General features: G+C 40.8%; 14 protein-coding genes. 2 read left to right on the top strand and 12 right to left on the bottom strand.

Annotation, left to right across the window (positions count from 1 at the left end; all coding sequences use genetic code 11):
• Positions 1 to 15: 15 nt before the first annotated feature.
• The 5 genes from I0P70_RS07150 to I0P70_RS07130 form a co-directional block, all read right to left on the bottom strand.
• Positions 16 to 660, bottom strand: coding sequence for a hypothetical protein (locus I0P70_RS07150; RefSeq protein WP_196116003.1), 645 nt, complete (start codon positions 658 to 660; stop codon positions 16 to 18).
• A 7-nt stretch (positions 661 to 667) separates the two neighbouring features.
• Positions 668 to 1,438, bottom strand: a complete 771-nt coding sequence (locus I0P70_RS07145; RefSeq protein ID WP_196116001.1) for a site-specific DNA-methyltransferase — start codon at positions 1,436 to 1,438, stop codon at positions 668 to 670.
• Positions 1,439 to 1,654, bottom strand: a complete 216-nt coding sequence (locus I0P70_RS07140) for a hypothetical protein (protein ID WP_196115999.1) — start codon at positions 1,652 to 1,654, stop codon at positions 1,439 to 1,441. It lies immediately after the preceding gene.
• Between the two features lie 141 nt (positions 1,655 to 1,795).
• Positions 1,796 to 2,191: a hypothetical protein gene (locus I0P70_RS07135; protein WP_196115996.1), complete on the bottom strand. Its 396-nt coding sequence runs from the start codon at positions 2,189 to 2,191 to the stop codon at positions 1,796 to 1,798.
• 436 nt (positions 2,192 to 2,627) lie between these two features.
• A complete protein-coding gene (locus I0P70_RS07130; RefSeq protein ID WP_196115994.1) occupies positions 2,628 to 4,247 on the bottom strand; it encodes a hypothetical protein in 1,620 nt (539 codons plus the stop codon).
• An 801-nt stretch (positions 4,248 to 5,048) separates the two neighbouring features.
• Here I0P70_RS07130 and I0P70_RS07125 point away from each other — a divergent pair.
• Entirely contained in the window at positions 5,049 to 5,276 is a 228-nt protein-coding gene (locus I0P70_RS07125; protein ID WP_196115991.1) for a hypothetical protein, read from the top strand.
• A gap of 12 nt (positions 5,277 to 5,288) precedes the next feature.
• On the opposite strand, the gene I0P70_RS07120 is transcribed toward I0P70_RS07125, so the two are convergent.
• The 6 genes from I0P70_RS07120 to I0P70_RS07095 form a co-directional block, all read right to left on the bottom strand.
• Positions 5,289 to 7,346, bottom strand: a complete 2,058-nt coding sequence (locus tag I0P70_RS07120) for a DUF4365 domain-containing protein (RefSeq protein WP_196115989.1) — start codon at positions 7,344 to 7,346, stop codon at positions 5,289 to 5,291.
• 114 nt (positions 7,347 to 7,460) lie between these two features.
• Entirely contained in the window at positions 7,461 to 10,130 is a 2,670-nt protein-coding gene (locus I0P70_RS07115) for a DEAD/DEAH box helicase (protein ID WP_196115987.1), read from the bottom strand.
• Position 10,131: 1 nt separating this feature from the next.
• Complete coding sequence (locus I0P70_RS07110; protein ID WP_196115986.1) at positions 10,132 to 11,697, bottom strand: site-specific DNA-methyltransferase; 1,566 nt, start codon at positions 11,695 to 11,697, stop codon at positions 10,132 to 10,134.
• Between the two features lie 111 nt (positions 11,698 to 11,808).
• Positions 11,809 to 13,224, bottom strand: coding sequence for an AAA family ATPase (locus I0P70_RS07105; RefSeq protein ID WP_196115984.1), 1,416 nt, complete (start codon positions 13,222 to 13,224; stop codon positions 11,809 to 11,811).
• Entirely contained in the window at positions 13,217 to 14,893 is a 1,677-nt protein-coding gene (locus tag I0P70_RS07100; protein WP_196115982.1) for an ATP-dependent endonuclease, read from the bottom strand. The genes I0P70_RS07105 and I0P70_RS07100 overlap by 8 nt, the downstream gene beginning before the upstream one ends.
• Before the next feature lie 21 nt (positions 14,894 to 14,914).
• The gene (locus I0P70_RS07095) at positions 14,915 to 15,439 is read right to left on the bottom strand and encodes a murein L,D-transpeptidase family protein (protein WP_196115979.1); all 525 of its coding nucleotides are present in this window, start codon (positions 15,437 to 15,439) and stop codon (positions 14,915 to 14,917) included.
• A gap of 292 nt (positions 15,440 to 15,731) precedes the next feature.
• Between I0P70_RS07095 and I0P70_RS21335 the strand changes: the two genes are divergently transcribed.
• Positions 15,732 to 16,100, top strand: a complete 369-nt coding sequence (locus I0P70_RS21335) for a hypothetical protein (RefSeq protein ID WP_230392049.1) — start codon at positions 15,732 to 15,734, stop codon at positions 16,098 to 16,100.
• Positions 16,101 to 16,161: 61 nt separating this feature from the next.
• On the opposite strand, the gene I0P70_RS07090 is transcribed toward I0P70_RS21335, so the two are convergent.
• Positions 16,162 to 16,884, bottom strand: coding sequence for a hypothetical protein (locus I0P70_RS07090; RefSeq protein WP_196115977.1), 723 nt, complete (start codon positions 16,882 to 16,884; stop codon positions 16,162 to 16,164).
• Positions 16,885 to 16,989: the final 105 nt, after the last annotated feature.

The raw sequence follows: 16,989 nt of genomic DNA, 5'->3' as shown, positions 1-16,989 counted from the left end.
ATAAGAGTTAAAGTTTCATTTAGGTGAGGTTACGCTTCTTACGAAATCAATCAGATGTTTTATATCCCCTATGAATGATGTCGAAAGAGTAAAGTCAATGCTTTCATAGAGATGAAGCTTATTCCTGTTTTCGTTTAACCTTACCAATATTTTACGAACGTTGTCATCAAACTTGTAATGTTGACAATAGGCATCCCTTCGAATCAGTTGATTGAATCCCAAGGTCACCGCTGCCACACCTCTGTGGCTGATGTGTTTGTCGCTTTCATTTACAGTGAAGCACTCAATTTCATTTAATTCGATAAGCTTTACAGGTCGCTTTTCTTGCTGCTTCTGTAAAGGTTTGAACTCGTCTTTGCCGATGATTTTATGGATTAAGAAGCCCTTTATGAGCAATTCGGACTTCATATAATTCTCAAAAAAGAGAATTATTTTGATTGTGTCAATCAGATATGAGAATGCAAAGGGCATAATGACTTCCTTCTGGACATGAACGGGTATGCTCCCTGACCCGAACTCAGCCATTACATCCGTAAGCTTATCTATCTCTGAAACAAGCTTGCTTGACATGAACTGCTCGGCACCGAACGATAGCATGGAGTTCGCTACTTTGTACTGCTCATGATTATCAGAATACAACCAGAGATTATTGCTTTCCATATAAGCTTCAATGACTTTTATTAGCGTGCATCCTGCCAATGCGCTCAACTGACACATTGTAGTAATGCTCGTCCTTCTCCATGCAGATAAACCTGCGGTTCGTATTAATGCATGCAGCAGCCAGACTACCACTGCCAGCGCACGTGTCCAGCACCACCTCCCCCTCATTGCTGTACGTCCTTATGAAGTATTCCAGCAGCTTTTCAGGCTTCTGTGTCTCGTGCAGACTTAGCTTCTGCCTATCCGATGCGAACTTGACGACAGAACGTGGGTAGCGTTCAGTCGATGCGTAGTCCACATGTCTGTCATGTTTGTTGTAGATAGTGGACTCTATGGACTTTCTGCTCGTGACCTTAACGCTCTTCAGCTTGTGACCGCTTGTCTTCTGAGGGTTGTAGGTAGGTAAGTTTTTGTAGAAGACCAATACCTGCTCATGCGCCTTCATGGGCATCTTCTTCGAATTCAGATGACCAGTGGCATGGGTCTTCTCCCACACCCACTCATACCTGAACATCTCCAAATTGCTTGCTGCCAGCACCTTGTCAAAGGGTGCCTGTGCAAACAGTAGAATAGCCCCGTTATCCTTTATGACACGCTCATACTGGCTCCACAGCTTATCCAGGTCGAGTGGCTTATCCCATTTTGCTTGAGTTGTACCAAAAGGCAGGTCAGTGAAAATCATGTCCACAGACTTCTCTTTCATTAGTGGCAGGAAGTCAAAGCAGTCGCCATGATAGATTCTGTTTAATTCCAGTTCACCGTTGTTGAGGTCTCGCATTCATGCTGGCTTCCTGCCACGCTTGCCTTTGCGGTTTTTCTCGGGTATGGGTTTTACGTCCTTATCTGCGAAGTACTGTTCCAACGCCTCGTTAAGTATGTCCTTTTGTGTAGTCCTATCCCAATATGCCAGGTTCTCTAATTTTTCAAACAAGTCCTCTGCGATGGCAAAGGTTCTTTTAACCTCTTTTACTTCCTCTGTTAATGTTTCTTCCACTGTGGGTGTATGCGTAAACGTAAATAATCAGGCTGCAATATAGTGATTGATAGATTTTCAGTGCAATTATCAACGTGCAAAATGGCAGATATTGTCGGTATTGCTGGTATTATTATTTAAGGGTAAACCTCTGTCTGTTCATCAAGCCAACGCAACACTGATTTTCCTCTTTCTATGGTAAAACGTTTTCAACATATCATATCCAGTATTTATGATGTCAGGTCTTTGTATAGGCAGAGAAGCAGTTGCTGATTCGCTGCTCATATATACACCAGTAAGTTTTGAATAATTACCCCCTATCATCTTCCATTCCAAAGTAATAGTTGAGCCATTGTTGTAGTTTCTATAAAGCATAAACTTTCTGCCTTTTTCAATATCAGTAGCCCATAAACCAAAGTGTTGATTAAAGTCATTAATATGCACTGTTACATATTGCTTGGTTGGTATCTTCAAAACACGTGCAGTAATACTGCCTACTTTGTTGTTTACTAACACGTCAATGTTTTCCTGTAAAATCTGCTGCTCCGTTTTGTTCATTTTGTTTTTGTGTGAATTAATTATGTTCATCTGTGGTATCAAACGGCTTGGTATAGTCATATGTTCATTCGAAAATGAATCTGTTTGAAAGATGCAATACCAAGAACAACGCTTCAGAGAAGAAGTAGCTAAAAAGTTCTTTTAGACATAAGGAAAGCAGACAATTATATGATTTATAATTGTCTGCTTTCCTTATGTGCCACGATAAGCTTCACACTTATTGTGAATTCTATATTATTAAAGAAATACAAAATTATTTTCAATGTAAGATATAGCATGTGCTTGCAACAATCAGAAGCCAACAGATGAGTAGTCTGTTCTTTGCTATTTCGCTATATTGTTTAGGAATCATCACCATTCGATTCCATACCCAACCGCTTTTTTGCGCTTCTTTACTTTATAGTCAATCTTAGGCTTTTCAACAGCTATTGACTTCCTATAAGCTATCTGTTGCTAACTGTGCCTCGAAACGCTGCTGTAGCTTATCTAATGGCGTTGTGTCGGGTAATTCGGCAGTTGCTGTAGCCTTCTGCTCAGTCACTATCTCATGTTCCACCTGGCTGCCGTTGTTCTTTATAGACACCATGGGTTGCGGTAAACCAGCGGTGTCGAAAGCATCTTTAATCAGAGCCTTGAAAATCGGCAGGTCAGACGCCCCACACAGTACCGAATCATGTACGGTTGTATAAATCCCATCAACGTTGTCTGCTGCTGTCACAGCTACCGTATCAACTATCATATGCGATTCTATTCGTTGGAGTAGCATCGGCAGCGGATACTCACCACCGTTAATGATTTCGCATACCCTAATCAGGTTGGGAAACTCCCACACGAGTAAAGACTTCAGGTTCTCACACTGCTCTTTTTTACTAAACAAGGCACCGAAACATAAATCCTTCGCTTTATTTCTTCTTACCTTATAGTTTTTTCCTGTTAAGTTGAGTCTGTCTACCAGTGAATCATATACAGTTCCTTCTAAGGATGCATCAATGAAGTCCTTGAAATCTGGATACGTATAGTAGAAGAATCTCAAAGTGTGGAGAATAGTCCTCAACTCCCTTGTGTTTACACTGCTTTTTAGAATGTCCGTGCAGGCTTCTGGATAAAGGGTAAGGCAAGCAAGAAAGAAGAACTGGCTGTTCCTGATGTCGAGTTCGGATGCTGGTGCGCCATCAATCATGATGAACTTTCGAATCACCTTCTTGAGATTGGTGAAAGGAGAGTGGAATCGGAAACCGTAACCATCCTTTGGGTTGATGTATATCTTCCCCTCCTTAATCTCGGACACTATTACAACCATATCGTTCATAATGTCTGGTGAGCTAAACTCCGATGGGTTATCCAGACACCACTTTTCAAAAGCCTCAAAATCAAGTGCTTCAATCATCTTGTAAACGTTGTCCACCATGATGCTTCTGACTTGAAGGTTCTTAATCAGGTTCTGCTTCGAGACCTTGTGCTTATGAAGTTTCACCAGAAGACGAGGTGTGGTATATTCCGTTCTGTGATATTTTCTTTTATCACCCTGCTTTACAAGTAGCAGTGGATTGAACTTATATTGTTTAGAGTAGCCTTGCTGCACCTGATTGGAAGCCATATAACCTTTCTTACCTTTTAAGTAAGGCATGATATACTCAGCTTTCTCAAAGAACCTGAGGTACACCTCATAACGGCTGTACACCCATTTCCTCATATCATCCGCATAAACGTTGATGTAGCCGTTCTTGTAGCCAAACTTATGTTTTTCGCTGTCCTTTGTTCGGGTTATGATAAGGAGCGATGACAGGCTCAACGCCCTGTCCAGGCAGAAGTCGGATTTATCATCCCATAGCTTTTCGGCATCGGACAGAATCTGCTCAACGGTTAGGTTGATGGGAAGCCATGCATAGGACTTCCATTTTGATGCTGAACCCTGAATCTGGTTCAGTTGATGAAGATAAGACTTCCCTTTGTGTGAACCTTTTGAGGATTCACGTGGTGGTTTCTTCAGCCACTTCTTTGTATTATCATTCCAGTACAATTTGCATACTGGACATCTTTGACCATGTTTAATCATTTCTATATGTTGGATTTTAATACATATATAAAAATGAAAGGTCTTTGTTTTAAGAATGGACTTACTATTTCACGTCTTTCTCTAACATTTTTTATTTATTACAAACATGTTGCATATATCTGTCTTTTAAGTTTTTAACCTATGATTTATGATTCCTGTTCACCTTGTTCACTCACTGTTGTTGTTTGCGTCTGACGACACAACAACAGTTCCAAGTGATGGTGTGGGTTGTTTAAATTTACTTACTGTGATTGTTATAAATCTATAAGATATATTATATCATTAACTTGTATAAATTCATTTACTTTCTTTTCCCATTTTTCCCATTCAATCCACTCCACATATCAACCATTATACTATCAATAATGATGTAGATTTTTTTGGGCATACCTCTTTAAGTTTAAATAAACCAAAAACTTTGCAGTTAATGGTTCAGCCATGAACGTAGCGAAGCGGAGTGAAACAGTTGGTGGTGAGCGGATGCGAAACACCAGCTTTCGGATATACTTATGGTGTTCATAGGTTGCTGTCCGTTGTTGTGTGATAATTATGACCAGTGGAATTCATAGTATAATCGCTGTTCTACAATCACGAAAACTCAAACCACGAGCCTAAAAAGATTTCACTATACATTCTTGATGTATCAGCAATCACTAAATCATCAATTATTCTATGTTAATGATAGTATAGTATTAACTTGTATAAAATTGAAGTAGATGGGTGTGCTGTAGAAGTCAGAAATGATTGGTATATGTAATGTTATATTCTGGATATATAATTTAAAATAACATTACATAAGATATGAAACAGTCTGAAAGCAATTTTAGAAGATACAATCCAAACTCACAACATGAGATATACACGTCACCTCATTTTGATATACAAGGTTTATTTGACAGTCTATTCGCACATCCAACAAACAAATATGAGGGTTGGGTCGATGATGCTTGGGAAGAATACCAAAGGATAATTAAAATCTATAAAAAGAGTATTGAAATGGATGCATCACTGGATGATGATGACGAGTAACGTCTATTATCATCATCCATTACGGGTGAAATCAATCCTATAAAACTTCATTTTAAAGAATGCCTTTCTGACCTCGTAGATACGCCTCAGATTTACCAGCCCTTGCTCAACGTTATTACCATCAACATAACCCTCGACCATGATTGGGTTATGATAAATGTTGACTGTAGGTACAACGTTTTGGGAAAACATATTTAGTATGGTCGAGCGAGTAGCGTTATTACCAATGTTCAAAATTTTAAAAGCTTCTTCTGTACCATCAATAGGAAACTGGAAGTACCCAATAGGGAACAACTGAATAGTATAAACGTTCTTTGATGACTGGCTGTTTCTCCTTTCCTCATCATCCATTCGCTTCATATCCTCAATCATACGGTTATACTCTTCTCTTTCTGCATCAGCTTTTCCAAGAATACCACTAATGAAATCTTTGAACCGTTCGTGGGTAGTACCTCCATTTTTTAATGAGCCTATTTTCTCTTTAAGCGCACCAGAATCAGTAGTAGCAGTTAGTCGTTCCAACTCTACCATGGTTATAGAGGCATCCTCCTTCCTGTTCAAGTAATGCTCCAATTCGTACCTTATAGAAAGAACAATAATTATGTTTTCAGTATGACCGACATGAGCAAAGTAGATTACTGCCTTTTCAAGAAGACTAAACATACTGTCATACTTTGCTTTTTTATCAGAAGATGGTGGTAAGGGGTGGTTGGGTATTTCTTTTTCTACATTGATATATCTTGAGTATACATCGAACTGATACTCAATCCGAATATGGTTAAAAATTGTACAGTAGTAGGTAAAGAAGTTCTTGTCACTAATTGACTCCTGCTGTAGTTCCTGCATTTGCTTTGACCACAGATTTCGGGAATTGATTAATAGATTAGCAGCAGCCAGCCTGACAGTTACATCAGGACCCGTTTGTTCTTCACGGTGGTTTATTGCTAAAACCTCCTGTATATAGTTAAAATTGAATTCGTATCCTTCATGAAGAAGTAGTTCGCATTTTGCCATTTGCCTGATGCTACCAGACGAATTTGGGTGGGAAATGATACTTTGTAATTCTTTTTTGAACTGCTCATACTTAACATCGTCACCATCCCCTGAAGAAACGTAGTCGTACCGTGCTTTTTCTAACCTGACGTACAGTCCTAACTCATCCTCCCCCTGTAAACTTCGAACTATCTTCTCAAAATCCTCTTGGCTAATCAAGGTCAACGCATATTTGATTGCCGAATCGAAATACACTAAATAATTGGTCAGATACTCTGGTAGTTCTTCGGATTTAAGCTTAGCTGATTTAAAGAAGGACAAAGCATCGAATAGGTTGCCATTGTAATAGTTAGCTAACCCTAAGGCAAAGTTATACTTCGCAGTTGTGGCTATATTTCCAGATGCCTGCTTGTGAATATGGATGATATCCTTCCATCTTCCCTCATTTATCAGTTCAAAACCAATGACCTCAACAATTTTTCGTATTTCGGAATCATCCATTACATGCTGATTTAACCCGATAACAACTTTATCACTTGAATGGACCAGTGAAGGCAATGTAGCAAGTCGACTGTTCAACCCACGCATCATTTTTCCATGGTTCAATGCAATGGAGTAAATTTCATCAACTGCCTTTGAATCCATAAGCTTAGAAAACCTCAGAGTGTGGCTCAACTGCTCTTCCCAATCTGGATTCTTTTTGTTCAGTAAGCCGAGAAAGTAATTAAGGTATTCATAGTAGAACTTATCCTCATCAGCCAAGTAGAAGCCGTAAAAAGCTGGCTGCCCATTGTTAATCAGATATTCTATGTTAGAGGTCTCTATAGACTTACTATAGCTACCATCAGCATTTCCATCAGCAGTACCTTTACTCTTCAACTGAAAGTTGAACCCAAACCCTAACTTTTGGGAGTTATGGATAATCTCACATCTGTAATCTATCCCATTATCAATAACTTCACCTTTTAAAATGAAACGTTTCTCATCGAACAGACTCTCAAACTTCTTCCGTGATACTGTTTCCTGCTCTTCATTCGAAGAACTTTTAGGCAAGTGAATATCATCAATGTCTCTCATGGGTAAGATTGATAGGTTACAACTGGTATAAAAGTAAGGAGAAGCGTTAGCCAACCGCTTCTCCTACAGTACAGACAAATACTTAATTCTAATACTTTTAATAAAAAGACTCAATTACATCTCCCTAAGGATTTTCAGGAAATCATCCTGACTACGTGCGCCAGCAATCGGATTGGTGTTGAACACCATGAAGTACTTGTACCTGTCACCAGCCTTGTTCGCCCAAGCTTGACCGAGACTCAGTTTCTTACGGCTATCATCATTATCCAAATGGTCTCCTTTGGTTTCGATTACAACCATCTTACCTGATTTTGTCAGCACGATAAAGTCAGGGTAGTGGTTGATGAACCCGTTGAGGTAAAAACCCTTCTTTTCGATGTTGCGGTGCCAGAAAGCAATGTTCTCAAGGTTCGCCACCTCGTTGATTACACGCTGCTCAAAGTCGTTCATATGCCCCTCACGCTCATACAATGACTTGGTGATAGCTGGTGCCAACTGCGATGGGGATATCTGCGGTTTCAGCTTAAAATGCTGGTTCAAACCAATCTTGTCGGTGTCAAGCTGATTCTGGAACTGCTTCTCGGCATACTCTTCGGTAAGTAGACGAACCTTCTCTCTTATCTTATCTCGGTAGGAGAGTTCGTTACGCAGCATATCAGTTGAACGTTCCGCATCAAAACTGTCAAATACACGCCTCAGATACCCTTTCACCTCGGCATCCGATATTGGGTACATGTTGCCGATTAACTGCATCATACGGGCTGTAAGACGTTCTCTTTGCACGTCCTTCGGCTGCGCCACGATATACTCCATCAACGGCTCCTTAAAGCTTGCTGCCACCTTGCGGAACTCCGCTCGGCTGTTTTCCTTTCCTGTGGCTACTACATCTACCTGATAGATTTCGGAGTCCAGGTTGTCAAAGTCTATCATGCTGTCGGCTTGGCTCAGCTTGAAGTTCTTCAGCAGCATATCCTTATGGAACGTGATGCTTTCAACGTCACCGAATATTCCGCTTAGCGGTGCTTTCACGGTAAACTGTGGCAGTATCAAGCCGTTTGCATCTTCACGGAAGATTTCCTTTATCGGGTATGTTTTCACGATATCTTTCAGGATTGATGGAATGGATTCGGTTGGGTTCTCAACAGCCTGCTGCACCTGACTCTCCATCTCCCTGTCTGCTGTTACCGCCTGTGCGGTGATGATATCTATCGTATCATCTATCTTATTTGCATTTGGCTTTATAGTTTCAGGACTAACAAGATGAATACTTTTGGTGTCGACCTCTATCTCGATGTCCTGCTCTTCATCCTTCGCACCAGTGTGTGGTGTATCCTGTCTGGACTGCATCAACAGCAACTCCAATGGCTGACCTTTCGCCTGCTCTGGCGCATCGGTGATTTCCTGTTCGTTATCTGCTACCTTATAGTCTTTGGCACTGAATCCAGCCCTGTTCAGACCAGCCACAATGTTATCGAGCGTTTCCAAGAACTTAGCGGAAGCGGTCAGCACGAACGACATATTTAATAGCGGATACTTATGGCGCATCACGTGCGGTTGGCGAAGAATCCTACCGAGTATCTGCTCCACGCTCACCGCACTGGACTTATCGGCAAGCGAAGCAAGGATGTAGGCGAACGGGCAATCCCATCCTTCTTTGAGCGCATCCACGGTGATGATGTAGCGCACCTCACAGTCTCTGGACATCAGGTCGATGCCCTTGATTTCATTGATGTTGGCTGTCTTTATCTTTATCTGTGCTTCTGGTATCTGCAACTCAAGCAACAGCTTCTTTATTTTCTCGAACGTGGTGTTGTCGTCATTGGTCTTCGGCTGCGCCTGGAACAGCACGATGGGTCTGATGTACCTGCCACCCTCAGCCTCTTCCGCTTTGGCATCTGCTTCCAGTTTGCGTTGCAGGTTGATGGCACTCTCAATCACCTCGGTTCGGCTCTTGTGGTTGTAGACAATCACGGGAAGCTTGACCATGTTCTCTTTCTTCAAAGCCAGCGCATCCACGTAGGAGATGATGTTGCTGTTCTTCCGTGGCGTTGCCGTGAGGTCAAAAATGAACGATGGGTTCAGGTTCTTGAGCATCTCCACGCTCAGAGCCGACTCAGCGTTATGGCTCTCGTCCACCACTACCACAGGGTTTAGCTGCCGTATGACGTTGATAAGTGCCGTTTCATCCGTTCCTTCCAGAATGTTGTCCTTATCGAGCAGCAACTGCGCAAAGGATGCCAGCGCACCGTTCTCCTGGTAGAACTTTCTTCCTTCTTTGTTCTTGGTTCTCAGGCTGTCGAAGCTTAGTACGAAGATGTTTAGCTGGTCTTTCACCGATATTGGGTCGAATCCAGCACCTTGCAGCAAGTCTTCTTTCTTATACACCTCCACCTTGCTGCCGAAGTGTGCGTTCAACTTTTGGCGATAGGGGTGCTTCACATCCGACAGGTTGCGGATGGTTTGTTCCAGAATAGTAATGGATGGTACGAGCCACACGACTGCCTTTGGCTTGTCTATATCATAGTGGCTAAATATTACATGCAGCGCATTGGCTGCGATAAACGTCTTGCCCCCTGCTGTCGGCACTTTCACGCACAGGTGAGGCACATTAGTGATGGTGTTCTTGTACGCCTCGATACCGTTCGCTTGGAACAGAATTTCCTCCCCGTACTTATCCTGCCAAAACTGGTTGAATGAGTCAGCGATGTCGTTTGTTTTCTCTAAGTATTCAAAGTACGTGTCAACGTCATTCAATACCTGCTGCTGGTATGGTTTCAGTTCCATATTAGAATCTGGTAATGTCTCGTGGAATCTTTTTGAAGATGATGCTGTGCTTAGCCATAAACTCTGGCGACAGCAGGCAGTTGTCGGCATAAATCACGTACTGGTCTGCCTTGGTGGTGATAGTGCCTAAGAAGTCCAAGTCAAGCGTGGTCATTTCATCTTTGCTGTAATAGAAATAGTAGGAGATGCCGTTATGCGTGTCCAGGTAATGGCAATCGCTAACAGAAGCATGCTTCAGAAACTCACCTGTTTCGGTGTAGTAGATGTACTCCTGTATCCTTTGCAATGGCACATTCTCATTCAACTCGTTATCAGCGTTGAATAGTGGCTCACCTAAAGTGTAAAAAGTAAAGTCACCACTCTTATCTTCATTGATTACCTTTCTTATTCTCTCCGCAGTGATTTTATCTGCATATTCTTCCATTTCGACAAGAATAAACTTCCTGTTCCCATCATCACTACTGTTTAAGTTCAAGGTTGCTTGGGCAGTTGTTCCTGAGCCAGCGAATGAATCAAGAACAAGGGAGTGTTTATCTGTTGCCAACCGCAGTAGTTCTTCTACTAATTTTGGTGGTTTTGGGAAGTTAAATGCCTTGCCATCACCAAAGAGCCTTTTGATTTCATTAGTGCCGTGTTGGGTATAGAAGCCATCTATTATGGAAAACAACTTACGACCTCTTTGCTCACCATCTTCATTATTAAGGTACTGTTTATAGTTTACAGACCATTTTCCTTTCTTCTTCTCAATAACTAAATCATTATTGTTCAAAGCAGTATAAACCCTTTCTTTAGACCACTGCCACTGCTTCTCAGGCATAATTTCCTCACCTTCATAAAGAATGGGGTAGCGCAGATTTGGGCGTTCATCCATACTTGTAGTGGCGAGAGGTTGAAGTCTAAAAGGTCCTCTGGTGTCGTACTTTTCGTCTTTAAACTTGTAGTACTTTAGTATACTATCATCAGGGGGAAGTTCAAGTTTGCTTATTTTAGTTATGTCCTTTGCATAAAAGAAGATGTATTCATGCAGGTTAACCACATGCTTAGACTTTGCGCCACCCCCATAGCTTTTCTTCCAAATCAGGGTTTCAATTAAATTTTGACGACCAAAAATCTCTTCTAAAACAATGCTGAGATAATTGTATTCATAGTTGTCTATTGATACAAAAATTACCCCATCATCCGCTAAAAGCTTATGGAGTAGCTTTAGGCGAGGATACATCATGCAGAGCCACTTATCGTGTCGACTCAAATCTTCTCCTTCTTTACCTACTACCTCACCTAACCATTTCTTTATCTTGGGATGATTTACGTTGTCATTGTACACCCATCCCTCGTTGCCAGTATTGTAAGGTGGGTCTATGTAGATGCAGTTTACCTTACCCTCATACTCAGGCAGCAGTGCCTTCAACGCCTCTAAGTTGTCACCGTGTATGATTTTATTCTCAGAGCCTCCACCAGTGGTTACTTCACCGTTGGTGAATGTGTACTGTGGCTCTAAAACTCTGAAAGGTACTTCTTTGTGATGGTTAACGACTTTATCTTTTCCTATCCAGTTTAATGTAGGCATGTGCAAATTGTATTTGAGGCTTCAATATACAAAATGCTATACTTTGTGGCATTATAAGAATAGAGGGATTATCGCCAGAGCAAGATTAATCTGAAGTGTTATAATCCGTACTCAATATGGATTAAGGGTGCTGCTGCTACTGATAACGATTAGCTTTTTAGTCGCTCGTGATAAAGCCACATATAGATTTTTGGGGCAATCGAACTCATTAGCATTTAGCACTACTACTGTATCAAACTCTAACCCTTTTGTAAGTAAAGTTGTACCAATACATGTTCCATAGATTTTTCGACCTACTCTACGGAGAATGTTCCTATTATTAACCATGGAGTCGTAAACAGAAGTTGAGTTGTACTCAGCCTCTTCCAATGCTTTACATAGAGTACTAAGCAGTTCTTTTCTATAGCAAGTGATATTAGGCAGCTTTCTTATCATTTTAAGAATTTCTGCAACGTTAGAGAATGACACAGTTTTCTTCAGGTTCTCTAAAAGTGCTGCGATAGGCAGAATAATGAGTTTATCAGTTTGTTTAGTTTTCTTTTTTACACCTCTATCGTTAAACCAGATGCTGATGCCAGTTTTATTGAAAACAGCTTTACATAGTTCGAGTACGACTACAACTGCATTTTCCGAGGTCATGGTATCTGCCGTTCGAGACAGAGAATAAAAGTCTTTATTATCAATCGACTCAATAAGACGACACCTGTTATTGAACCTTTGGATAAACTGTACCCTCTTTTTTAAGTTTTTAGAATCAGGATGTATTATAAGTAAGCTTTGCTCTTGATTTAACAAGTTTGAGATGCGGAAATAAGTAGGCTTATCTGAATAGACATCACTGGTTATAATCTTTTCAATAGATTTAAAGCTATTTAAGTCGATTTGCGCTGAGTTTAATAACTGTTTTCTTATTATGTCTAAATCGCTTCCTAACTCTTTGTTGCCCTGCATCCATCTCCAAGGAACTGACAGTGCAAAGCTATTGGTATGGAAACCTCCCATCATGTCTGCATTATTCATGTCAACAAGTGAGCCTCTTCCAAATTTAAAAATACCCTGCAAATGGTCACCGAGAAGCCTTGTCGTTAAGATGTCTGACAACCCAAGAATGAGATTATGATGCTCAACTGTGCAATCCTGATACTCATCCACGAAAAGCCCATTATAGGTGCAAATAATAACTTTTCTAATGGGCTTCAATTGTAAGAGTTGTGTTGCTTTATTTATTATAAAGGGGTAATAACTTTTATTATCCTCCTGGCTTGGAATCAGAGCAGCATCACAAAAAGAGAACACGTACTTTTGGGCGAAGCTTGTAATGGTTTCAACGTTGTACCTGCCACTCTCAATCCCTGACTTCTTGAGTTTTTCCTTTATAGAGGCAACTCCTGCATGTGTGTGGGTAAGTATAAGTTGCTTCCCTTCGGTATGTTTTATTGATTCGGCAATTGTATGTGTCTTGCCATAGCCAGCAGGCGCAATGAGCAGGCTCTTATCTTTGGCAGTGAACTCTTGATAATCAAGCATTTTCAATCCAGTTAATGAGGTCTGTGAAAATGCTTTTTAACCTTTTGTCACCTATCTTCTCTAAATATGAACAGCATACATGACCCAATTCTTCACCGTTACTGATACTCTTATACCACTTATTTTTACTTGCTGCTGCTCCTGTTGCAGACCGTAGGTTGAAATCATCAATCTCTATCCAATTTGGTTTCAGTTCGCCATGCGTTACATATCTACTCTTTATACTGTCCACAACAGAGCCGTTAAATATGGATATTTGTGCATTGACTAACTCTTGAACACCAGCCCAAGGCAGGTCTTTAAATATTTGCTTTTCAATACAAAGACCTTCTTCACAGTCAATCACGACTACACCCTTGCCTGCTAATTCTTCTTTCTGACTCTTAGTTGATTGAACATCTGAATCACAGAAAACACAGACTGGATATCCTGCATGTAGGAACCCCTCTGCATAACTAAATTGTGTTGAACCTTTTCCAGTTGCAAAACGAACACCTTTCAATGAAGCACTGCCCTTTCCGTTGGTAACCCCATGACTGTTGATTGCTCTCAGAATACCAACTTCTGTTTCGCCTTCGCACACTAAGACCTTTTTAGCGAAGAAAGCCTCTGGATTAGCCCTAAGTACAGCTTGCAGAGAAGCATTGAACTGAAACAAACTCTTTGCACCCTTAGACATTCTGAACAAATTGCCAGCACTTAATTCAACCAGCACATCACGTGAATGGGTTGTAATGAAGACTTGCCCCATATCACTTCCCATTAAAGTCTTAGCAAGATGCTGCGCCCTGTCAGGTTCCAGCCCTTGCTCAATTTCATCTATAAGAAGGATGCCACCTCCTGATTTTGAGACCTCTACTTGGATTGCAATAGAAAGAAGCCTTCTGGAACCCTTGCCCTTTAGCCTAAAGGGAATGTTGTCTTCGTGAAGGGTCACTTTGCCCTCTTTCACATAGATGTCTTTTAAATCAATTGTGGAGTTAGCCTGTTGAATATCAATTCCTAAATCAGCAGCAGAAGACTGGATTCGAGACATTACAGAATCGAGTTGGGTGAACGAGTAGTCGTCTATTTTGCTTTTTGCATCTCTCAGCGCATCAATGATAGGATTCCCATACTCTTGTGAAGCGTTGACATCCTGCTTTAGAAGAGAATACAGTGGACTACCTTTACTCCAAGAGAAATGCCTGTCTGTATAATCCGAAACAAAAAACATATTCAGGCTTGCCCTGTCACTTGCCCTTATTTCGATATCCTCTTGCCTGGTGTTCGTAACGCACCACCTCGGCTCTAAGTCTCGTCCTACGGTAAGTCTGATTGTTAATGCTTCTACATGAGAATCTTCTAAGGCATCATGCACAGTGCCTGTGGTCATATCAATACCACGGATGTACAATCCAAATTTGCTTTCCTGTAAAAGCTTCGAAGGTAAATCATAAAGAGTTGCTTCAATCTCAATAGGCTCGTCAACATTACAATCGTAAAAGTCAGTATCGTAAATAGATAGGTTCCAGCTACCGCACAGGACATAGGAAATTGCATCGAGGATTGTGGTTTTCCCTGAGTCACCTCGACCTATGATGCACACAAAGCTTGACTGACCGAACACCTGCTCAAAATCTTTGATGCTCCTGAAATTGCTGATTTTTAGGGTATGAATTTTAGCCATCTATCTCCATTATGAAAAATGTTAAGGTCTTATCTCAATAGGCGTTCCGATTGGCACAGCATCATAAAGTTCATCCATTTCCTCGTCTGTAACCGCTATGCAGCCGAGTGTCCATGAGTTAAAAAATCTATGAAATTTCGAAATGAAACCAGTGCCATTCTGCAAGCCATGAATCTTTATTGCTCCGCCAGGAGACTTACCTAATGTCCTTGCGTGTTTTATATCATCAGTGTTAGGGTAGGAAATACCTAAGTTCTTATGGTAGGCACTGTTGGGATTTTTGTCGTTAATAGTATACAGCCCTTGTGGTGTCTTCTTATCGCCCTCGTACTCTTTGTGACCCACTGGACTTCTTCCCAAAGCAATTGTGTAGGTTTTGATTAGCTGACCATCAGCATAAGCCAATAACTTCCTTTCTGACTTCAGCACCAACAGTTTGTCTATTTTAGTACCAGCAGGAAGCTTCTGCTCAGGGTAGAAGTAATAAACAGATGCTCCTATAAAAGCAGCTACTGCGATAAAACTGATTATCTTCTTCCTTGTCATTTAAGTTTGTTGAATTGCATTGGCTGCTCTACACGGCTGAGGATGTCTAAACATCTTGTAAGCACAATATAGTAACAATAATATACAAAATGCCATTATTACATTTGAATTTCACATGAGATAATGATTAAACCACAATGGGAAAAACAAGCTTAAATAATATCAGCAATATTATATTGTCCGTATTATTTCACCGCTAAGTACTACCACTCACATCTTTCCGATAAGCTGAATTTGTTACCAGCACTTTAACGATTCACCAGAGAAGCTTTGCCATTATATATAAGTAAAAATGATACAGGACATGCTTATACTAAAATACAGCCACCTGAGCAGGGAAAAGCAACTGGTCAAGTTCCTTGCGAATGGAAAATACGGGATATACAATCATCTTACAGATGATATCTTCGTTGAGCCAGTCTTTGACCTACTGCAATATCACAGCCATACGGACAGTATTTGGGCTAAGGAAAATGGTCATTATTTTCTAATTGACCATTCTGGCAAGAGATTAGATGATGTGGTGATAGCAGAGGAAGATTGGATGTTTGTGGATAAGAATGACCGCTGTCCTTCGTGTACTTGCAACGGTTGCAGGAATTGTTATGGGTTCGGGGTTGTGCCGATTGGAGGTGACTATAGCGGATACTTTGATGATTAGAAGTAAAAAATAAGCATGTACAGCCGTAATGTTCTATACCTGCTTATTGGATACCACAAAACTATTTTCTTCCCTGGTTTCTGAAATCATTAAACTTCATAACAGAACTATCAGCATCTGTGGGCATTGTTGAATTGCTTACCATTTCGATGGATACACTATAAGGAATCAATCTGACAGAAAGCGAATCTTCTGAACGTTCCAGAACACAAATAAGGAACTGGTCTTCCAGTTCAACATACTGCTGTTCATAAGTGTCTATAATCCACCTCAGTTCCTGCGCAACTTCCTCCTTCTCCCACACATAATTTACTTTGTGGCTTATGAATTCCTCCCACTCCGTTAGTCTTATGTGATAGGTGCTTTCCTGTGTATCATACTCATACAGTATCAGCCCTTTATCTGCATGTAAAAGCTTAAAGTTATAGTGGTTGAATATAACCCCACCCAAGCACAGGTCACACTCAAAAAAGTTGCCATGCGGTATGCAATTGCAAGTACTGTTCTTGACCTTAAGGGCTTCGACAATAACTCGGTCCAGAGTGTCCATTTTCGTTTCATTTAGCTGAGTGTCAATCCATACAAAATCACCTGTTTGTCTCAGAGCAGCAGCCCTTTCATCTTCATAGGGATGGATGAACACATAGCCTGCATCTAATTTCTTGCTGCCCTCTGATGACTGCCTGTATAGACCATAGGCGTTTTTATCCTTATTGTAAGTTAGGTATATCTCCACCTGGTTATCGTCTGTATAAAGCAGTTCGTTCTTTAATATATGTTCCATTTTTTCTCTTCCTGTTTAAAGTATATATCAAAAACAAAAACCCTGTGGTGGTCAAGTAGCTATCTATTAAAGAAGATAAAACGGGGTCTGGCTTTTAATATATAA

It is taken from the genome of Pontibacter sp. FD36 (assembly GCF_015686655.1).
Taxonomy (GTDB): Bacteria; Bacteroidota; Bacteroidia; order Cytophagales; family Hymenobacteraceae; genus Pontibacter.
The sequence above is the reverse complement of the archived record's forward strand: the minus strand, read 5'-3'. Positions and strand labels throughout refer to the sequence as shown.